General features: G+C 51.9%; 23 protein-coding genes, 1 tRNA gene and 1 pseudogene. 10 read left to right on the top strand and 15 right to left on the bottom strand.

Annotation, left to right across the window (positions count from 1 at the left end):
- Nucleotides 1-49: 49 nt before the first annotated feature.
- From HPY73_06525 to HPY73_06480, 10 genes are all read right to left on the bottom strand, one after another.
- Nucleotides 50-1,150 carry a uroporphyrinogen decarboxylase family protein gene (locus HPY73_06525; GenBank protein ID QLH75126.1) on the bottom strand — a complete coding sequence of 367 codons (1,101 nt, stop codon included), beginning with the start codon at nt 1,148-1,150 and terminating at the stop codon, nt 50-52.
- A 24-nt stretch (nt 1,151-1,174) separates the two neighbouring features.
- Nucleotides 1,175-1,816 carry a corrinoid protein gene (locus HPY73_06520; GenBank protein ID QLH75125.1) on the bottom strand — a complete coding sequence of 214 codons (642 nt, stop codon included), beginning with the start codon at nt 1,814-1,816 and terminating at the stop codon, nt 1,175-1,177.
- 200 nt (nt 1,817-2,016) lie between these two features.
- Nucleotides 2,017-2,721, bottom strand: coding sequence for a histidine phosphatase family protein (locus HPY73_06515; GenBank protein ID QLH75124.1), 705 nt, complete (start codon nt 2,719-2,721; stop codon nt 2,017-2,019).
- 104 nt (nt 2,722-2,825) lie between these two features.
- A complete protein-coding gene (locus HPY73_06510) occupies nt 2,826-4,049 on the bottom strand; it encodes a hypothetical protein (GenBank protein ID QLH75123.1) in 1,224 nt (407 codons plus the stop codon).
- Nucleotides 4,050-4,169: 120 nt separating this feature from the next.
- Nucleotides 4,170-5,549 carry a ferric reductase-like transmembrane domain-containing protein gene (locus HPY73_06505; protein ID QLH75122.1) on the bottom strand — a complete coding sequence of 460 codons (1,380 nt, stop codon included), beginning with the start codon at nt 5,547-5,549 and terminating at the stop codon, nt 4,170-4,172.
- 769 nt (nt 5,550-6,318) lie between these two features.
- Nucleotides 6,319-6,394 (bottom strand) — tRNA-Val (locus HPY73_06500).
- 60 nt (nt 6,395-6,454) lie between these two features.
- Complete coding sequence (locus tag HPY73_06495) at nt 6,455-7,174, bottom strand: AAA family ATPase (protein ID QLH75121.1); 720 nt, start codon at nt 7,172-7,174, stop codon at nt 6,455-6,457.
- Nucleotides 7,175-7,239: 65 nt separating this feature from the next.
- The gene (locus HPY73_06490) at nt 7,240-8,721 is read right to left on the bottom strand and encodes an AAA family ATPase (protein ID QLH75120.1); all 1,482 of its coding nucleotides are present in this window, start codon (nt 8,719-8,721) and stop codon (nt 7,240-7,242) included.
- Nucleotides 8,722-8,735: 14 nt separating this feature from the next.
- A complete protein-coding gene (locus tag HPY73_06485) occupies nt 8,736-9,476 on the bottom strand; it encodes an AAA family ATPase (protein ID QLH75119.1) in 741 nt (246 codons plus the stop codon).
- 72 nt (nt 9,477-9,548) lie between these two features.
- The gene (locus HPY73_06480) at nt 9,549-10,253 is read right to left on the bottom strand and encodes an anaerobic ribonucleoside-triphosphate reductase activating protein (protein QLH75118.1); all 705 of its coding nucleotides are present in this window, start codon (nt 10,251-10,253) and stop codon (nt 9,549-9,551) included.
- A 150-nt stretch (nt 10,254-10,403) separates the two neighbouring features.
- Here HPY73_06480 and HPY73_06475 point away from each other — a divergent pair, with 150 nt between their 5' ends.
- The 3 genes and pseudogenes from HPY73_06475 (at nt 10,404) to HPY73_06465 (ending at nt 11,932) form a co-directional block, all read left to right on the top strand.
- Complete coding sequence (locus HPY73_06475; GenBank protein ID QLH75117.1) at nt 10,404-10,814, top strand: hydrogenase iron-sulfur subunit; 411 nt, start codon at nt 10,404-10,406, stop codon at nt 10,812-10,814.
- Nucleotides 10,754-11,017 (top strand): annotated as a pseudogene (locus HPY73_06470) (4Fe-4S dicluster domain-containing protein). Before HPY73_06475 ends, HPY73_06470 begins: the two are co-directional and overlap by 61 nt.
- Nucleotides 10,934-11,932, top strand: coding sequence for a (Fe-S)-binding protein (locus tag HPY73_06465; GenBank protein ID QLH75116.1), 999 nt, complete (start codon nt 10,934-10,936; stop codon nt 11,930-11,932). Before HPY73_06470 ends, HPY73_06465 begins: the two are co-directional and overlap by 84 nt.
- A gap of 3 nt (nt 11,933-11,935) precedes the next feature.
- On the opposite strand, the gene HPY73_06460 is transcribed toward HPY73_06465, so the two are convergent.
- Nucleotides 11,936-12,124, bottom strand: coding sequence for a hypothetical protein (locus HPY73_06460; GenBank protein ID QLH75115.1), 189 nt, complete (start codon nt 12,122-12,124; stop codon nt 11,936-11,938).
- A gap of 96 nt (nt 12,125-12,220) precedes the next feature.
- Here HPY73_06460 and HPY73_06455 point away from each other — a divergent pair, with 96 nt between their 5' ends.
- From HPY73_06455 to HPY73_06445, 3 genes are read left to right on the top strand one after another with little or no spacing between them, the layout of a single operon-like run.
- Nucleotides 12,221-12,643: a zinc ribbon domain-containing protein gene (locus HPY73_06455; GenBank protein QLH75114.1), complete on the top strand. Its 423-nt coding sequence runs from the start codon at nt 12,221-12,223 to the stop codon at nt 12,641-12,643.
- A gap of 7 nt (nt 12,644-12,650) precedes the next feature.
- Nucleotides 12,651-13,166 (top strand): 4Fe-4S dicluster domain-containing protein, encoded by a 516-nt coding sequence (locus tag HPY73_06450; protein QLH75113.1) that lies wholly within the window; start codon nt 12,651-12,653, stop codon nt 13,164-13,166.
- Nucleotides 13,159-13,989 carry a hypothetical protein gene (locus tag HPY73_06445; GenBank protein ID QLH75112.1) on the top strand — a complete coding sequence of 277 codons (831 nt, stop codon included), beginning with the start codon at nt 13,159-13,161 and terminating at the stop codon, nt 13,987-13,989. Before HPY73_06450 ends, HPY73_06445 begins: the two co-directional genes overlap by 8 nt.
- Here the strand turns inward: HPY73_06445 and nadC are convergent, their stop codons facing one another.
- Genes nadC through HPY73_06430 form a run of 3 tightly spaced genes read right to left on the bottom strand, consistent with a single transcriptional unit; the run spans nt 13,990 to nt 16,546 of the window.
- Complete coding sequence (gene nadC, locus HPY73_06440; GenBank protein QLH75111.1) at nt 13,990-14,808, bottom strand: carboxylating nicotinate-nucleotide diphosphorylase; 819 nt, start codon at nt 14,806-14,808, stop codon at nt 13,990-13,992.
- Between the two features lie 9 nt (nt 14,809-14,817).
- The gene (locus tag HPY73_06435; protein ID QLH75110.1) at nt 14,818-16,092 is read right to left on the bottom strand and encodes an MBL fold metallo-hydrolase; all 1,275 of its coding nucleotides are present in this window, start codon (nt 16,090-16,092) and stop codon (nt 14,818-14,820) included.
- A gap of 34 nt (nt 16,093-16,126) precedes the next feature.
- On the bottom strand, nt 16,127-16,546 hold the full coding sequence (locus HPY73_06430) for a YjbQ family protein (GenBank protein ID QLH75109.1): 420 nt from the start codon (nt 16,544-16,546) through the stop codon (nt 16,127-16,129).
- Nucleotides 16,547-16,758: 212 nt separating this feature from the next.
- Between HPY73_06430 and HPY73_06425 the strand changes: the two genes are divergently transcribed.
- From HPY73_06425 to pcn, 4 genes are all read left to right on the top strand, one after another.
- Nucleotides 16,759-17,124, top strand: a complete 366-nt coding sequence (locus HPY73_06425; GenBank protein QLH75108.1) for a hypothetical protein — start codon at nt 16,759-16,761, stop codon at nt 17,122-17,124.
- Between the two features lie 202 nt (nt 17,125-17,326).
- A complete protein-coding gene (locus HPY73_06420) occupies nt 17,327-18,085 on the top strand; it encodes a hypothetical protein (GenBank protein QLH75107.1) in 759 nt (252 codons plus the stop codon).
- Between the two features lie 76 nt (nt 18,086-18,161).
- On the top strand, nt 18,162-18,476 hold the full coding sequence (locus HPY73_06415; protein ID QLH75106.1) for a transcription factor S: 315 nt from the start codon (nt 18,162-18,164) through the stop codon (nt 18,474-18,476).
- A gap of 83 nt (nt 18,477-18,559) precedes the next feature.
- Nucleotides 18,560-19,297 (top strand): proliferating cell nuclear antigen (pcna), encoded by a 738-nt coding sequence (gene pcn / locus HPY73_06410; GenBank protein ID QLH75105.1) that lies wholly within the window; start codon nt 18,560-18,562, stop codon nt 19,295-19,297.
- On the opposite strand, the gene HPY73_06405 is transcribed toward pcn, so the two are convergent.
- Nucleotides 19,294-20,070, bottom strand: a complete 777-nt coding sequence (locus HPY73_06405) for an HD domain-containing protein (GenBank protein QLH75104.1) — start codon at nt 20,068-20,070, stop codon at nt 19,294-19,296. The two genes, pcn and HPY73_06405, sit on opposite strands and share 4 nt — an antisense overlap.
- Nucleotides 20,071-20,173 lie beyond the last annotated feature (103 nt).

Below are 20,173 nucleotides of genomic sequence, written 5' to 3'. Positions count from 1 at the left end.
GCTTTAAATCTTATAAAATTAAAAAAAGAAGGGGTTTGGTCTGCAATGCTCAGTTGCATTGGACCTGGCCATACTTCTTGACGGTGTCTACACAGGCCTTGATGTTCTCCAATTTGGTCGTGACGGACGGCGGCACCTCACATCCAGATGCTATGCAGTATCTGGAGTGGAGCCCCTTCTGGCACAATGCCGTCTTGACCTCTTGGATAAGCTTCATCGTCGTGGCCTCCATCTTTTCGACGGTCCCACGGACAAAGAGCTGCGGGTCGATCTGGCCTGCGATCAGGCAGTTGTCGGCATATCCCTTCGCTATCGTCTCCTTTGCAGAGGGGCTTCCAGGGATCAATGGGTAGTATGCCATGGAGTATATCGCCGGTTTGAATTTCTTGATCTGTGTGTCAAGGTGCGGCAGGTCTGCGCAGTTGTGTATGCAGAATGCCATTCCCTCCTTGGCTGTCAGCTCGTTGAGATATCCCGCATACTTGTGCTGCCCTTCGAACTCCTCATACTGAGCGTCCCCAAGGCATGAATAGTTGCCCCATAGGTAGTCCCAGACCAATCCCGCTGGTTTTGCCTGGGCGAACCCTTTGACGAACTCGGCATCATACGCCGTGAGGGTCTCGAGCGCCTTGTGGACGGCCGACCTGTGGTTGACCATGTCCATGAAGACGCGCTCGGCACCTGCGGACTGTGTCAGAGCGAGCAACGGCCCCTCGATGAAGCCCGCGGTGATGACCTCCTTTCCGATGGCGTCCACGAACATCTTTGTCCCCTCAAGTATGACGCCAGTGCGGCCCTTCCTGATGTCAGGGACCTGCAGCTTCTCATAGTCCTCTGGGCTGTTGATGATCGTCTTGTCCACGAACGGAGTGTTCTGCTCGTCCATGCGGACGTGGCAACCAAGGTCGCCTGCCATGACCGATAGGTCCATGAGACCGATCGCGAAGTCAAAGTCGAAATATTTCTGCCCGCTGATGAACCCTTGTGCATATTTCTTCGGGTCGGTTGCCCATTCCCTATAGGTCATCTTACCATCGCCGACGGTCCTGCGACAGACCCCGCAGGCGATCGGATAGGTTGTCAGGCGGTCGACCGGCTTGTCACCCAGCGCCGCCAATACTCTCTCAATGTGGTTCATTGTGTCTGCCATATCTTCATTCCCCCTGATCTGTGCTCAGAGCAACGCTGCCTTGAGCTTTGAGACTCCTTCCTGGGCATTGACAGCATGGAAATCCGCCCCTATATCGTCCGCAAATTCCTGAGAGGTCGGCGCACCACCTATGATGGCCTTGACCTTCATCCTGACCCCGGACTCGATCAGACCGTCCATGACCATCTTCATTCCGTCCATGGTGGGCGTCATCAGGGTGCTCATCGCCACGATACCACCATCATTCGCCTTCGCACCCTCGACGAACTTCTCTGGTGGCACGTCTCGGCCTAGGTCCTGAACGGCGAACCCGCCTGCTGTCATCATCGTCTTCACGATGTTCTTGCCTATGTCATGGACATCGCCTTCGACGACGCCGATGACCGCTTTGATCTGCTTTGAAAGCTGGTCCTTCGGTATGTGGGGGAGCAGGATGTCGAGCGCACCGTACATCGCATCCGCGGCCAAGAGCACCTGCGGAAGGAAATACTCGTGGGCTGCATACTTGTCACCGACGATGTTCATCCCCTTGATCAATCCCTGGTCGATGGCCTCAAGAGCTTTGACACCATGGGCCAATCCTTCGCTGGCATATCTCTTGGCGTCATCCTTCTTTCCTGCCACGACGGCTTTTTCCAATCCAGCTAAAATCTCCTCTTTACTCATTCTGTTCCACCTCATCGCCCTGAAAAGGATGGCGAGTAGATTTGAAGGGGTCTATGTGAATATTAAAGATTGTTACGGATGGAGTATCCATCCATATCTACCTGTTAAGATAGAAAAGTCCTGGTGCCAGACAATATTATATTTTAAATATATATGTAGAATATATTAATTAATTTTATCCATCCAACCATGTTCATAAGTTACATAATGCCTGCGTCAGAGCAAAAGCCTCGTCCAATGATCATATTCCCATCCTTGACCAGGAAACGCGCGGATCTTTTTCCGAAGGTCACTTTATACCCATTCCCATTTGGTTCAAAGATCAGACCATCAAGGTAATCCACCCACCCATGGTCCTCATGTTTGAGCCCGATCAATGTCTCCCTCAGAAGAACGATCTCCCAATCATGAGAGACGTGGATGTCAAGATGAGGGGGGCCCGAGACCATCCTTGATATTATCGGGCCGAGGACAAAGAGCGAAGATGCGACCTTGTCATATATCCAAGAGGGGTCTAGGTCGCCGTCGAACCATCTTCTTAAGAACTTGTCCCTCGTCCTTTCTGCCTCTTGAAGACATCTTTCATCTCTGATATAGGGACCACAGAGTGTGGCCTCCATCTTTAAGGCCCCTACACGCCCATTATTCTCAACAAACGCCCTTGCCATCTCCTCCACCGTCTGTCGACATCTGAGGGCCGGACTATGGAAGAAGTTCACGGGAAGACCTGATGGTAGTTCGGTCCCCATTGCATATGCGTCCTTGAGCCCTTTCTCGGTCAGACCGATGCCCATGCTCCCTTTGATGCTGTGGATATGGTACCTTTCCGCATGACGGATGAGGATTGCTGCCCGTCTCGTCCTGGCGACCGCCCTCGAGACCTCCTTAAGACAAATCACGGACATCCTATCTCCTCGACCATGACCAGTGAGACCCTGAGCAATATCTTAGTGCTCTCAGGTCTTGAACATCCATATCGCTCTTATGGGATCAACCTTCTGTGAAACGGTCACATCGAATCGTCAAATATCTGCGTTATCCTCTCGGCCTTCATTTTCCTGATGAAGTCATCATTCTGAGATTCTTTTGTATAATAGGCGACCGCCGCCCCCACTATAAGTCCTGCTATGGAATCCGACATCAGATCGTTCACAGTGTCCAACCGGCCATATTGCATCGATGTTCCGATGGTGTGGTCCAAAGTGAACTCGATGATCTCCCAGATCCCTTCGAAGAAGAGCACTATGATGAAAAGGAAGAAGATAAACCAGTAATGTGGGAAATAGATCTTGCCCATGCCCTGCAGAAGCAGCAATGCTATCGCAGCTATCATCCCCACCGCAAAACCGGAGATAATGTGCGTTATCTTGTCCCACCAATAGCTGTTGTCATATAGACCGGATGCAACGCCGAAGGAGTTCAGGATCAGAGAGACCCCTATGATGATTATCACCACATTTGGGAGCCTTATCAGGCCTCGCATGTCCAGACCTTGGGGTACCCACAGCAGCAAAACCGATACCACCCCCGTGCCCAGCGAATACCTGTTTCCATTGGAATAGCTGAAGAACATCAGGGATGTCAATAATACCGTGAAGAACAACGTGACCCTCAGGTTCCGACCATCGACGAGCTCCCACCTTCCCTTTTCTGGCATCCTGAGCAGCATGGTGAGGCCCAGCCTCGATCTTATCACGATGATGAGAGCTATCCCAATGGTCGTGCAGACTATCAGATAGGACATCATCACGATATTGTCCTCAAAATAGGAACGTCCTATCCGTCCATTAAGGTAATAGTCCATTGGCCCTTGGAGTGCCAATAAGGCGACATAAAACACGAACGTGAAGATCACGGTGAAAGAGGTGTTGAGCCGCACCTTTGTATATCTCAGGGCGTCGATCGTCATCAAGCTCAGGGAGAACAAAGATATGCTTCCGATCACCCAAAAGATCGGTGATTTGAGGTCAAATGGTTCGAAACCGAACATCTCAGCTGCGATCCCGAGGAGATATGGGCCTGACACCAATGCCGGTACCCAAAGGTTCCATGCTCCAAACACGCCCTCCCCCCTTTGAAGAGGAAGGAGCGAGATCGTCAATGCAAGGAGCGCTACCATCAGCCAATAAACATTTGCCGAGGACAGGGCGTAGATGGCCGAGACCACAAGAAATAGCATGAGGACTATGGGGAACGCGCTGATGATATGGGCCTTAAGGGCCGCTCCTTCCAATTTTTCCCCCTTAAACATTGAGCTCCTTCCTGAATGAACGGACCATGGATGGTGGGTTTAGCATATTGTTGTTTCTCAGATGTTAGTCGGTAAAGCGTCATCGACCAGATCAGATTTCTTTTACATCAGGTCAAAATCCTCGAAGATGAGGTTGCGTGAACTTACTCCCATTGACAAGAACTGCCTGGACAGCGAATCCATCATTTTGACCGGGCCGCACATGAAGATCGCCATCTCTCTCACCCTCTCCACCCCGCCCACCAGCTCACTGATAATGGCCGAGTCCAACCTTCCCTTGTCTCCAGTCTTCCAAGGCACGATAGTCATGTCTGGGTTCAACAATGCCGTGTCCATCAGCTCAGGAAGATATGCCGCATCATCATCGCTCCTGTAGGTCCATATTAGGAAGATCCTTCTTCCTGAGGGATTCTTCGATTCCCACCTTGCCATGCTCAAGAATGGTGTTATTCCCACACCGCCTGCGATCCAGACCATGTCTTTACTTTGAGAGAGATACCTCTCGCCAAAGCGTCCATATGGCCCCATCACCTTTGCTAGGTCTCCTTCGCTGACCTTAGGAACAATGTCCGATGTGAAGTCGCCCGTCCTCTTGATGGACAATCTGATGTACATATCGCCTGGAGAACTGGAGATCGAGAAAGGGTGCATCTCAAAATCCTCCTGAAGCTCAGGGAACCGAATGAAGACGAACTGCCCTGGGCGGTAACTGAATCTTTTGGTCAGATCCTCCATGGCCAATTCGGTCATGTTACCCATCTCTTTCACAGCCATTATCCTCATCGTATGCCTCGGTCCAAGGTATCGATAAAGCCCGATGGTGTACAGATATGACACGACCCCGGCCAAGGAAATGATGATCACCCATGCTTCTAGGACCGGATGATCCCTTATGTCCGAGCCTGCCTGAAGGGCATGCCAGGAGGCCAGCAACAACGGGAAGATCATAAGCCTGTGCGTCATATGCCACCGTTCATAAGGTAGGTCTATCAGCAGGGTCAGGACCAGCAACGTGAACAAGAGGAGTAGGGAGATCATACCGTAGGTTATGGGCATCTTAAGCCCTGGAACAACAAGGTCAAGGACCTTATCGGTCGATGGTAGGGCCTTTGCTATGAGGGCCATCACGTGGACCAAGATGAATAACAATGAGAACTTCCCAACGACCTTATGCACCTTGTAGACCCTGTCGATGCCATTAAAAAGAGCCTCGAAGACCGAAAGCCTCGTAGCAAGAATGAAGTTCAAAGACAGCAACGTGATGGAAATGAACGCAGAGGTCTTTGCAATGATACTGAAAATATTGCTAATGGAGCTAGGCCCTTGAGCAAGCCATACAATAAGAGAGATAGAACAGAACAGAATGACCATAACCGTACCCTTGGAACGAAGGCTGGTCCTTGACAGGGCATCTCCGATCTCAGTAGGTACTAATCTTAAGACCTTTCCGATCAGACTCCCTTTCCTCTTTTCTTCTGGCATGTCGGCAGTGGATGGGGTTGAAATCTGCAAAATACTTTCTACCGATAATAAATTGACAAAATTTTCGACCAGACCGACCGACAATCCATCCATGTACATAGTGGTCGACTTTTTATTCAATCATCTCGTTGTGCAACATAGGGCTTTTCATCTGCTTGCCGAGCACAAGCTGATGACAGTTTATTTCCCAAGGCCATCGTCGATTTTTTTTAAATTTAGTTGTTGTAATAAAATAATGTTAATCAGATCTGATAGACCTACGTTGGGATGGGGTCCATCCATCGATTCTACATTGAATATTTTCTGACCGGTCTCAAGACCGTTTGTATGCAATGACATAATACCTATAGGTATACCGAAATGAAAAGAGGGGGTTTCATAAAAAGGGCCCTGGTCAAATTTTGGTCGGTCATATGGGGCCCCGATATTATCACAGACCTGGCTCGTGGAGGTCAATTCTGTGCAATAACTGCTGTTCTGATAAGATCGTTATAACACCTTCTAATTAGCTGGCCATGATCTTCTCGACCTTTAGACCCCATCTATTACAAACGGGATGTGTGGACATGGCCTCAACTTAAAAGATAAGGATGTATAACAATTTTTAAACGAACGATAATGTGGGATCAAAAATTAATGGTGTATGTTATTCCCGATCGGCCAGACTATTGCTCGATACCATTGCCACTATCAAATGTCACAACATTCTTAGTCCATAATATCTATTGATAAATTTCAATAATTATAAGCCGTGCGACCGGTGATGAAATGGTGGGCTCAGCCGGATTCGAACCGGCGACCTTCTGCGTGTGAGGCAAACGTCATGACCGCTAGACCATGAGCCCTGTGGGACCACCAAATCAATTGTTCGTATTAAACCTTGACGGTATTCCATCTGGCCATTTTCATTCGCTGATGACCTGGGTGGCCCTGAACATGCCATCACTGAACAGCAAGGAGAAGTATCCCGCCTTGTGATTCGTGCTCCTCAGCTTCACGGCCCTGATCCGCCTTTGAACATCGGACTCGCCGATCTCCTGCAGCTTCAGGCTCAATATCCCATCCGCAAGATATCCTTCGTCGTAGCTTCGCGAGAAGATCTCCTCAGGCGCCCTCTCCGATATGAGGAAAGATGTAATGCCCATGCCCCTCAGCCACTCGAAGAGATAGAACAGCTCTGTCCTTCTGTCATCACGTATCTGGGCTGCCATCTCCAATACATCCAGGGAGTCCAGGACGAGGATGTCGAAACCTATTGTCTTCTTCAGATTCTCAGCATACATCTTGAAGACCTGCAGCCAAGAGCCTCTTGAGCTCAGCTCGGTCAGGCTCCGGCGGATCAGGCCCAGGTCCACCACCTGAACGTACTCTTGTACGGCCGGATTCTCCATTCCCATCAGCTGCATCTGTTCGAGCAGATTATTCCTTGATTGCTCCAAGGTCATGTAGACGCTCTTTGTCTTCTCGTAGAGCGCATTATTGTATAGGATGCTGTAGCAGAGCGATGACTTCATTGTTCCTGGCGTTCCTGTGATCAGGACGACCTGGCCCTTCGGTATACCGCCCTGTATGTAATCATCGAAATTCTGGACATATGTCTTTATGCGCTCTATCTGCGGTGGCATCCTTCCCGTGCTTACATCATTTATGATGTTATAAAAGCTTGTCAACATATTTCGTGCCGTGAGCGTCAGGGGCCCCTGTTAGTTTCGACCATCGGGAGAGTGAATATGAAATGGTCACCGTTGTGGAGCATGGCATAGAATCTGGTATCGATGTTCATGCCGCGCATCTTCACGACCCTCATCCATCTCTGTACCCTTGAATCACCGAACTCTTTCATCCTCATCTCGATGACGCCATCTGATAGGTATGCTTCTTGCATGATCTCGGCCGCGTCCCCCGCGCCCGCCTCAGCTATCAGGAACACCGTAATGCCCAATTCCTTGAACCATTCAAAAAGTTCATGAAGGTCTTCCCTCGAGTACTCGTGAGAGGTTATCGACTTAAAAGCCCCCAAGGAATCCAGGACGAAGAACTTGAACCTCCATTCAGAATAAATGTTCTTGACGTATCTCAGCAGGATGCTCCTCCAATCACCCTGTTCATCTGCCATCGTCTTTCGAAGGCCGACCATGTCGACGACCATCATCTTGTCGCCGATCCTATGGGCCGGCATGTTGAGCCTTTCCATCTGCCTTAAAAGCGAGCCGCTGCTCTGTTCCAGCGATATGTATAAGGAGTTCGTCGATTGGGCGATCGATGCATTATATACAAGGCTGTAAGCCAACGTCGACTTCATGCTGCCTGGCGGACCCGTGACAAGTATGACATGCCCTGTGGGGATGCCCCCTCCAAGAATGCTGTCCATCTTGTCCATCCTTGTCTGTATCGGTAATCCTATCTGTGTATCAGCGCATCCCTTACCTATCTGTTCATCGAGCTGCGAGCTGATCTCCTCCATCAGTTTTTCATCGGGAATTACGCTGACTGACTCCTCGGAAGTGAGCTCTGTTTTTTCCTCAAGCTGCAAGCGGTATTTATTGGCCTTTTCCTCCGCGGCACGGAGCATCGCCTCCAGCTCGATCACTCTGCTGAGGTCCTGAACGTCGAAGTCGATTATTCCTTTCTTCACCCTCCTTCTTTCAGGCTCATATGTGGAGGTGAACCTGCGCTTGAGCTCGAGGACCGCCCCTAGGTCGTCCTCGTTCATCGCGCCTTTTTTTGATGCCTCGATGTAACCAGCTATCTCAGCAAGTCCCGCCTCCACTCTTTGCATAAGGTCCAGTAAAAGCTCTTCCCTTTCGAGGATCGATTCCTGTTTCTCTTGGAGCACGGCCTTCTGGTTTTCAACGAGGGCGATCGAATCGTCCAGATGTTGGGCATCCTTCTCCAGAGATTCCATCATATCCTTCAGCCGGGATTCCTTTTCGGCCAGCTGTCTCTCCTTTATCTGCAGGTCCCTCTCTTTTTGAAGGAGATCGAGCCTTCTCTGTTCGTCAACATTGATGTCAGCATGTGGCCTGGTACTTGAGGGCTCGTCGACCTGGGCAGCTTGCCGGGGCGGGGCCTTCTTTTCGATTTTTCGAAGGATCTCCCCACAACGGTCGCACTGATAGTCTCCAGGCTTTATCCCGCTGCCACATCGGGGGCACTCAAATTTGCTGGCCATTTATGACACCGCGCTCATTCACTTATGACCCTGGTGACCTGGAACCTCCCGTTGTTATACAACAACGAATAATATGAGGGGTCGTGGTTCGTCTCCCTCATCTTGACGCACCTGATCCGTCTTTGTGATTCGACATCCCTAATGACCTGCATCTTCAATGTTATGATCCCATCAGACAGGTATCCCTCATCGTACTTACCATCAAGGATCTTTTCCGTCGAGGACTCAGAGATCAGAAGGACGGTCGCCCCAAGGTCCCTCATCCACTCGAATAGGTAGAAAAGCTCGGTCCTCCTGTTGGAGACCTCTGCCATTGTCTCAAGGACGTCTAGAGAATCTATTACCAGTATCTTGTAGTCGAGGTTCTCCTTGAGGTTCGTCATATAGGATTTGAACACGTGGAGCCAAGAGCTGCCCCCCTGGACCTCTTTCAATTTCTTCCTGATGAGGCCAAGGTCAAGCACATGGAGCTTGTCCTTGACCAGCTCGGTCCTCATCCCCATCTTTTCCATCTGTTTGAGCAGGCTGTCCCGGGACTGTTCCAAAGTGACATAGACGGACGTCGTCCCGTTCTCTATCGCATGATGATATAGCAAATAATAAGAGAGCGAGGATTTCATGGTGCCAGGGGTGCCCGAGATCAAAACCAGGTGACCCTCAGGGATCCCGCCTTCCATTATCCTGTCAAATCCTTCGATGTATGTTTTCAACCTTCCCCCTTCGGTCATCTTGAACCACCCAGTCAGATCATGCATTTCCTATTATGGCTGGAGTAAAATGGGGGATTGAAATATTAAATATTGACGATGGTTTTATAAAAAAAACCCTCAGGTCGTACCTCTGAGAACCACCTTCCTGACGTACTGTTTCGCGACCTCGGCCATTTCCCTGAGCTTGCTGTCAGGATACGGTGACATGAGCGCCAGCCTCGGGTCGAGCGTATTCTTGTTGTTGAACTGATGGAGGGCATATTTCTTCGCGCCACCGATGAAAGAGGCTATGGCCTCGATGTCAGGCGTGTCGAGGTAAAAGGGCACGACCGTTGTCCTGAACTCATAGTCGGTCATCTCGTCCATGATCAATGATATCGACCCCTTAATCGCGTCGAGGTCGATCTTGGAAGATGTTATCTCTGAGTATTTATGGTTCAGGGGGGCCTTGATGTCCATGGCTATGAAGTCCAACATCCCTGACCTGATCAGATCCTTCAACACCAAGGGATTGGTCCCGTTGGTATCCAACTTGACCTTCATGCCCATATCCTTGAATCTGGATATCAGCTCGGGCAGGTCCTTATGTATCGTGGCCTCCCCTCCTGTGATGACAACGCCCTCAAGGAAGTCATTGTTCGACGCAATATACCCACTGATCTCCTCGAAAGGGACCTCCGTGAGCCCTGAGACCATCGGGACAAGGTCTGGATTGTGGCAAAAGCCGCATCTCAGGTTGCATCCTTGCAGATAGACCGTTGCTGCGACCTTTCCATCCCAGTCAAGGAGGGAGGTCCTTGCAAAACCTACTATCTTGGGCATCGGGATGAGAGAGCGATGGCCCAATCATAATCCTTTCCATTGATCGACCGGAAGTACCTGGTCTCCCCAATGGAAAAAACTATCACATGTCGAGGCGTGAGGGGGGTTAAGGCCCTGATCTCAATGTTAGGGCCGAGAGCGTGAGATGGATTGACCTGGGAGCCGAAGATCATTGCATTCTGCTGCAACTGGTGCGCCTATGCCGGTGCTGACCTTGCAGGGGTGACGCGCCTCCAGTATCCATCGAACATAAAGATTTTAAGGGTGATGTGCTCAGGAAGGGTAGAACCTAGCATGGTCCTTAGATGCTTAGAAGGAGGGGCCGATGGTGTCCTGGTCCTCGGCTGCCATATCGGCGATTGCCATTACAAGATAGGCAATAAAAACGCAAAGACCAGGATGGAACAGACAAGGGACCTTTTAAAGGCCTTGGGGATATCGGAAGAGAGGCTGTTGCTCAAATGGATCTCGGCCTCCGAGGGAACGCTATTTGCTGAGACCTGCAAGGACTTCGTCGAGAAGATCAAAGAGATCGGACCGCTCAGGGAGGGGTCGCCCTGAGCCAAGGCGAAGACCGGCCTGATATCTTTTCATGTATCGGATGTGGTCATTGCACCTTCTCCTGCCCGGCCTCTCATTTCGAGAGGGAGTTCTCACCAAGAGACACTGCAGAGAGGTTCATGGTCCATGGGATCAACGGGCTTGACCTTTGGTCATGCATGACTTGCGGCACATGCAGGACCGTCTGTCCCGAGGGGGTCGACTTTCCAGGTTTCATGCAAGCCCTCAGGAAGGACCGCCTGAATAGCACTATACCAGTGAGGACGCATGCAAGCATCATCGATTCGATCAGGTCGGTCCAGGCAACGGGGAAGGGGATCGGAAAAAGGAACGATTGGACCAAGGAAGGCCTAGAGCTCGATGATCGTTCTGAATTTGCTCTGTTCGTAGGTTGCATCCCCTTGCTTGATATCGTTTTCAGAGACCTAAAGGTCGATCTTACCGCATCTCTCCGCTCAGCAGTGAGAATCCTCAATAAGACCGGCATCAGGCCCAAATTGATCGAGGGTGAAAGGTGTTGCGGACACGATGCCTATTGGCTCGGAGATATGGACGAGTTCCTGAGGTTGGCCAAGGCCAATGTTGATGCGATATCAAGGTCTGATGTGAGAAACATCATCACTGTCTGCCCTGAGTGTTCACATACATTGGCCTGTATCTATCCTGAGGTCGTTGGTGATGTCCGTTACAAGGTAGTGCACATAACAGAGGTCATCAAGAAAGGGATCGATGAGGGCAATCTGGCCCCAGATAGCCTTGGCCTGAAATTCACTTATCAGGACCCATGTAGGCTTGGCAGATTTATGGGCATATATGACCCCCCCAGGGCCGCCATCTCCAGCATAGGTGAGCTGATCGAGATGCCAAGGAGCAGCGAGATGTCCGCCTGCTGCGGGAGCACATGCTTTGTGCAGTGCGATCACATAGTTAAAAAGTGGCAGCTCGGAAGGCTGGGAGAGGCAAGGAGGACCGGAGCAGACATGCTCCTGACCAGCTGTCCAAAATGCATGATACACCTCAACTGTGCACAGAAAGACTTTGGGACCTATAAGGACAGACCTAGGATACCGATAAAAGATGTCGCCGTCGCTTTCTCTGAGGCGTTGGACGACGATTGACCTTCACTTTTCCTCATCGATCCTGATCGGCCCATGTTCCTTTTTCATATGGCCGCCTGGTCCTCCCCTCTCTAGTCTGGCTTTGTCCACGCATTCCTCGCTCTCGCAACAGAACGCCGCAAAACAGAACTGCTTGGCCTTCTTTCCGCAGAATTGACAGTCATGTTCCTCGATCTTCATGAGCACTGTCACGTCACCGATCGATTATGAGCCTTTTGATAAGGTCATCATGTGACCCCGATGCGAAGACATAAAAGTCTGAATATGCCTGATGCCCCATGACAGCTCATGATCAAGTGTAGGAATTGCGGGAACGTCTTCAATGAAAGCGCGAAATTCTGCGGGTTTTGCGGGGCTCAGCTGTATGGTCCAGGCGGACCGTGGTTCGTCGAGAAGGTCGAGGAGAAGGAGCCTTTCCTTGCAATACTGTTCTCGTTCATCCTGTCTGGACTGGGGCAGATATATTGTGGCAGGATAGCCAGGGGGCTTGTCATCCTAGTGATCAGTTTGATCCCAACCGTCCTCTTCACCATGCTTTTCTTGAGCTTGGGAGATGCCCCTACGTTTGATGATGTCAGTGGATGGATGACATTGATGATCGTCGTCGGGATCGTTTTCTTTGTCTTCTGGATATGGCAAATACTTGATGCATATCGTCTTGCGAACGAATGGAACGAGAAGGTCTCGAGAACAGGGTCAAAGCCCTGGTGACCGCTTCTTGGCAAACAGTATATCGCCGCACGACATTACGCGTCATGTGCGCAGGACGGTCCTGGGGGCGGAATGGCCGCTTAAGTTCGAGGACGAGCGGTTCCTTTTGTGCCATCAATGCAGCCAATGCTCCGGGGTCTGCCCCAGTCAAAGGCAGGGAGGTATCAATCCTCGCGAGATAATGATGAGATATACCTCTGGGCTCGCCGACCCTGCTGATAATGTGCTCTGGCTCTGTACGATGTGCCATTCTTGCGTCGAGAGATGCCAATTAGATGTCCGGCCCGCGGAGCTGATAACGAGGCTCAGAGAGGAAGGGGCCATTATCGGTTCCATCCCGAGGTCTTTCCAGGAGGAGGCGAGGCTCTTCATGAGGACTGGGTTATCGTTCCCTAGCACTGGCCTGACCAAAAAGATACGCAGGGAGATGGGCCTTGATGAGCTCCTGCCGGATGCCCGGGCGATGAAAGACATCAACGTCATAGTAGCGAGCACGAGGCTTGGGAGGGTCAAGCTTGACTGAGCAGTACTATCTTTTCAAAGGATGCCTTATCCCGACCAGGCTTCCTTACCTGGAAGCTTCCTCGAAGTATGTTCTGGACAGGTTAGGGGTTGATATCCTTGACCTGCCGGGAGCGACCTGTTGCGTCGAGCCGATCGGTCTAAGGACCCTAGCGTCAGATACCTGGCTGGTGACCGTGGCGAGGATGCTTGCGGTCGCAGAAAAGGAGGGCAGGGACGTGCTGACATTGTGCAATGGATGCTACCTTTCTTTCTTGGAGGCGGTCCACGAGCTCAAGGTTGTTGAGAAAAGGGATGCGGTGAACGGGGTACTTTCTAAGATCGGATTGGAATACAAAGCAGGTGCCAGGGTGCGCCACATCCTCGAGAAGGTCCATTCCTTAGGAGAGGACAAGCTCAGGTCCATGGTGTCATGTGAGCAGTCTGGCCTCAAGATCGCTCCTCATACCGGGTGTCATTTCCTCCGGCCCAGCGGCATCGGACTGCCCGAGGACCCCATCGCCCCTGCGATGCTTGCTGATATAGCAAGCTGGTCTGGTGCAGAGGTCGTTAATAAGGAGTTTTGGCCTGAATGCTGCGGTGGCGGTGTGTCCTCAGTGGACGAGGGGCTGTCATCGAGGATGCTGGAAAGGGTGGCGGGCATATACCGGGCCAAGGGCGCGAACTGCATATTGACCCCCTGCCCCTTCTGTTTCAGCCAGTTCGACCTACGTCAGAAGGGCGGCCTGCCCGTTCTTTATATCACCGAACTTATCGCCATGGCCATGGCCGCGCCTGCCGAGAGGCTAGGGCTAAGATATCACAGGGTCAAGGTCATGCAGTGATCAGAGGACATGAAGGGTGAACTGTGCGGACCTTGCTGAATGTGTTATCCAACCAAGAGAGATCACGTCCGCATGCCTAGCGAAGAGGCGGGCGTTGTCCGGCGTGATCCCGCCCGAGACCTCTATGATGATCCTGCTGTCGATATTCTTTACGATGTCGTGACATTTCTCAGCGAGTTCTGGGGTCATGTTGTCGAGCATGATTATGTCCGCGCCCGCCCTTGCGGCATCCTCCGCTCCCTGTACGTCCTCCACCTCGACCTCTACCTTCTTTGAGAAAGAATATGACCTCGCCCTTTCAACGGCCCTTCTGACGTCACCAACGACCTTCAGGTGATTGTCCTTTATCAGAATGCCATCAAACAATCCATATCTGTGCGGGTCACCGCCGCCAAGTCGGACGGCCTTCTTCTCATAGAACCTGAACCCCGGTGTGGTCTTCCTCGTCGCGGCTATTTTCACATTTGGGTTCACGTTCCTGCAGTCCTCTAGGATTTTCCTTGTCTCTGTCGCTATGCCGCTCATCCTCATCAAGAAATTAAGGGCCAGCCTCTCACCTGCCAAAATATCCTTCAATCGACCTTCTACGATCAGGACCTCCTGTCCCTTCTGGACCTTATCCCCGTCCCTGGCCATGAGGACGGGCCTGGCACCGAGACTCATGAAGACCCGGGAGGCCTCTTCAAGGCCTGCCAGCACACAATCATCGTTCGAAGTGATGTGGGCCTTTCCATGCTCATCGCCCAAGAGGATGTCCGATGTGATGTCGCCTTCACCCACATCCTCGGCGATGAACTCCTCTATTTTGTCGGCCCACACGCGACCACCTCAAAGCTCGAACTCCTCACCGTTCATAGGCATGTATACCTCGACCTCGTCCTCCAGCTCGCTGGCAAGGAGCTCCCGATTCTCGCCATGCATGAAGACCACCTTTTCTGGACCGCATGCCCTGATGAACCGGAGGAGCTCGTTGTGGTCTGCGTGCGCGGAGAGGTCGAAGCGCTCGACCTCGCATTTCACGTCGATCGTGTCCCTCTCGCCGATCACCTCGCTCTCGACCGTGACCTGACCTTTGTCCAGGAGCATCCGCCCGTTTGACCCTTCGGCCTGATAGCCCGGGATCAGGACGGCGCTCTTCCTGTTCTCACGCTCCTGCATGAGGTACCTTAGCACTGGTCCACCGTCCAACATACCGCTCGTGGTCACGATGACATCTGCCTTCATGGACCTCTCCCTTGTGGAGGCCGTCCTTACCTCCTTGAACACCTTCTTGGCATATCTGAGGTCCTTATCGTTCCTGAGATATTCGGGCATGTCGAGGTACATCCTGTTGACCGTCTTGCCCATACCATCGACCCACATGTCATACTTGAGGTTCTTCAGCATGAGCATGACCTCCTGTGTCCTGCCGACGGCAAAGCATGGTATGATCGCCTTCCCTCCTCTCTCCACGACCTCCTTCACCTTCTCCACGAACCTGTGCTCCTCCTTCTGGCGGTCCTTCTGAGGACGACCAGCGTAGGTAGACTCGATGATGAGGTTGTCACATTTGACAGGATGGGCGCCATACACCAATCTTGTGTTGAACGTGTTCAGGTCGCCCGTGAAAAGGGTTGTCTTCTCGCCCCTCAGCTCGAACATGGTCGCACCCGGGACGTGCCCAGCGCTATGGGCCTCGACCTCAAAACCCGCGACGTCGACCACCTCGCCAAAATTGATGGGGCGGAACTCCTTCATGGCCGCCTCAATGTCATCCTCGTGGTATGGCCTGTCGTAACCTTCCATGTCCGCGATCTTTAGGCTGTCGTAATACAACAGCTCCGCCACGTTGATGGTGAGGGGCGTGGCATAGATGCGGGTCCCATACCTCCCGCTCAACCACGGCATCATTCCACTGTGATCTATATGACAATGTGTGAGCAGGGCATAATCAACCGGGGGGCTGGGCATCGGATACTCCGGTGGCTTTTTCAACGCAGGATTCTTCGGGTCCTTAGACAATATCTTGAACCCATATTCCAGCATCATACTGGCGCCTTTGTTCTTGAGCAATAGGCCCAACCTGCCGACCTCCTCGGCACCACCTAGGAACTGTAGTTTCATATCGGATACCTCATTATTGATTAGGACGGTTCATTCATTCACCTACAAGCTGGACCGTTATGGTCCTTTCCCTGCCTTTGTTGTCCAGCTCTATCAACACCAGTTGTTGCCATGTCCCGAGGTCTGGCCTTCCTTCAGCAAATGCAAAGGTCACAGATTGGCCCAGCATAGTGGACCTTATATGGGAATGGCCGTTCCCATCGCCCCATGCGGCATTATGTGCATAAGGTGCATCTTTTGGTATCATGCGGTCGAGCGACCTTATCAGGTCGCCCTTCAGGCCAGGCTCGTCCTCGATCAACGCCACCGCTGCCGTGGAATGCCTGACCATCACGCAGGCAATTCCTTGTCTCAGGCCAGATGATTTGATCCTATCCGCCATCCAGGGTGTGATGTTGATGACATCCCCCTCATGTTTGGTGACGATGACCGTCTGATCCCTGAACGTTGACATTGACAATCAGGCTACCTTTAGGAACATATATTTCATTTGTGGTCCTTAATATGACGATATGGCATTGGCCAGGGGCTTTATGCCAAAATGAATTTCCTGGTCCGGGTCGATTGGATATATGTATAGAACATGCCCCCTATCATTAGAAGAACGTCCATTTTTCTAAAAACAACCAGCGAAGATGATAAATATTCCTGTATAAGGTAAATCATATGGTGACCGAGCTAGGTACATTGAGGCGGAATCCATTCGCCCCGAAAGAGGAGACGACAAAGATATGGCTCAATTCCAGCTTCAGGGTCATGCTCATCAACAAGGGCCTTGAAAAAGCTGGGAGCCTGAACGGATTGGGCAGGGAGCTTGGTTACAGGTCGCGGGTCCACCCAGGCTGGAGCGTTCTCCAGATCCTCCTAGGCAACCAGGCATTCCCAGCAGAGCGACTTAAACGTTTAGCAGAATATATAGGATATCCCTATGAGGAGATATTAGAGCACCAGACCCACCCAAAAAGGATCACCCCTGAGAACACAAGGGATGCCTTGATGAGGTATAATCTATGGTGCTATGTACCGAAATGATGTGCTAATTAGCTATAGTTATCCTTTTATCAGGAAAGGCTTAATAAATAATGACGCCATATTCATGTCGGACATTCGTCCGACTTGAGGGATGGGATTGCGGTTTAGACGTAGGTCCGATGAAGACGAGGTGACGAGTTCTCTTCTTGATAACGGAGTCTATACCATAACCGAATCCCACAAGAGGCCTAAACGGGACAGAATGGATAAGTCGCCTTACAGCATTTTAGGAGCGGTCAAATATGCCTTCGTGCTGACATTCGCGCTCTGGTGGCTACCGATCGTCGGTCCCATGATCGCAGGATATATAACAGGCCGGAAGGCCGGGAAGGCGTGGGTAGGGGTGTTTGCAGCATTGATAGCGCTCCTCTCAGTGACGATCGTCTCGATGGTCCTCAATTCAGGGGTGGCTGGCGAAGAGGGGACCGCTGATGGGATGAAGGAGTGGTTGGTCACAATAGCTCCTATCTTCGGACCGTATTTCGATTTTGCTGACCAGTACATGCATTATTATATCGGTGCCATCCAGATCTCCACAGGGGTCCATCTTGACATCTACATACTGACCATTGCCTTTGCCTACATAGGAGGTGCAATAGCCACACAGACGTGGAGCGAGATGGGATATGTGTCCAGGCATGGTGGGAACAACATGACGGTTGCATTCCACAACATGGGGGGGAGACCGAGGAAGGCCCCAAGGCTCACCGTGACAAAGGACAGGGGCAAGACCCTTAGGAGCTCCAACATGAGCTTTGAGAGCCTCAGACCGGTGGCAGAGGATGATGAGGTGACCGACCCCGTGGAAAGAGGCATCGAGAGGGCCCAGCTAGAAAGGTCCGATATCAGGACGCGGTCCCACAGGAACGTAAATGCCTCCAGGAACAGCAGGTCCAGAGGAACGTTCCGAGCAAGGAGCGGGCCAGGCAGGCAGGATAAGGGAGACTGGAGATGGCTTTGAGATCTGTCATCATCGTGTCGTCGGTTGGAAGAGTATTAATATTAAATCCTTTTTTTAGCCGCAAGGCGATTGAAAGATGTTCTGTCCCAAGTGCAAATCCTTGATGTTCCCGCGTCAGGTCGAGGGGAAGCGCGTTCTATCATGCAGCAAGTGCGAGCAGAAGCTTGACTGTGACGAGAACAAGAAGGAGTGCATAACCATCACAAAGACGAATAAAGAGATGACGGTGATCGAGGCCAACGCGGCCACACTTCCAAAGACCAAGGTCGAGTGCCCAAAATGTGGACATAATGAGGCGTTCTGGGTCCTGAGGCAGACCCGCGCCGCCGATGAGCCTGAGACGAAGATATATCGCTGTGTGAAGTGCCAACACTCCTGGCGCGAATATTGAGGCGGGGCGGTCGCTGGGATCGCCTACTTTCAATGCAAGGCTTATAATATCCTAGACCATTACAGCTAGGAAAAGGGGAGCCAATGTTCCAAGCAAAGCTCAAGTCCGAGACGCTCAAGTGCGTCGTGGATGTTGTTTCAACTCTCATCGATGAGGCCAAGTTCATGATCGACGCGAACGGTGTCTCTCTCAAGGCCGTCGACCCCGCGCATGTCGCGATGATCGACCTTCACCTGGACAAGGCGGCGTTCGAGCAATACTCCGCCAACGACACCGAGCTGGGTCTCGACCTTGACAAGCTCAGGGACGTTCTAAGGCTCTCCAAGGCAGGAGATCTGATAGAGATGAGACAGGATGAGGAGCGCAACCGCCTGGTCATCTCCGTCGGCAACATCACGAGGAGGATGAACCTCGTATCGACCGAAGGCATGTCGGACCCGAAGGTCCCGAACCTCACCCTGCCTGGCAAGCTTAGCGTGAACATCGAAGAGCTACAGAGAGGCATAAAGGCCGCTGAGAGCATATCCGACCACATATCCCTGAATGCCAGCCCCGACGGGTTCGAGCTCATTTCGGAGGGGGACACCGACCTCGTCAGCCTTAAGCTGCCAAAGGACCTTCTTGTCTCTCTGGACTGTAAAGACTCCATACGCAGCCTGTTCCCGATGGACTACTTCTCGAACATGATCAGGGCGATCCCGCTTGGAACGGTCGTCTCGATCAACCTCGGCAATGACCTACCGGTCAAGCTGGACTTCGAGATCGCCGGCGGAAAGGGAAAGGTGAAATACCTTCTGGCCCCGCGCATCGAGAACGATTAAAGCTCCAGACGCTCGATGATCCTCTTCTCTTCCTTCGGGACGTGGACCACGATAGTGATCTTGTCCCTGATGCCTGATTTTTCGACCTTGTCCCTAAGCAGCTCGTCTATCTGGAATATGCCCGCGGAGTTGCTCATCTCTATCTCGACGAGGATCGGCCTCTCCGTTCCTTTCTTGACGCGGACCTTGTCTATGGCCAGCGCCGAGACTGAGTGTATGTTCACCTTGCCGGCCTGGAACGGTATCCTCGCCCTTCCCTTCTCCATGTCGAGCGCGTCGGCCACTCTGACCACGCCTGCCTCCAATGTCAAAGGCAGGACATCCTCCCTGTGTGCGATTATCGCGTGAAGGATCTCGGCCATCATGATCGCCGCCTTCTCCTCATCGTAGATGCCTTCGAGCAAACGTCTGATTATCTGAGGCGCCATCGATATCGAGTACTCCTCATGTTTGTCGCGGTGGACGGCATGACCGATGTCGTGCAATGCCGCAGCGAGCACTACAATGACCTCGGCATCCTGCTCCGTCAGCTTGTAGTCCTTGACTACGCTCGGTTGCATCCCCGCCTCGATGAGAAGGTCCAGCATCTTCAGGGCCGTCTTCGTCACGATGCGGATGTGCGTCGGCCCGTGGTCGTTATATCCTAGGCGGTCGATCGCTGTGATGTTTGACGCCCGCCAGAGGGTCCTGATCTCGATGTCTGAGTTCATCCTGTCGACTACTTTGCAAAGTCGCTCGTTGCCCTTGTGCGTGGGCTCGACGCAGATGGCCATGAAGAGTGTCAATGGGTTTTGTGCTCTTTAAGTCATCCCTGGAGACCGCCAGGGTTGCTCCAAAAGCTATTTAATCGTAACCTGATTATTGTCTCACCCCATC

This window comes from Methanomassiliicoccales archaeon (assembly GCA_013415865.1).
GTDB lineage: Archaea > Thermoplasmatota > Thermoplasmata > Methanomassiliicoccales > UBA472 > MVRC01.
Note: the sequence above shows the minus strand (reverse complement) of the source record. Positions and strands in the feature narration are given on the sequence as shown.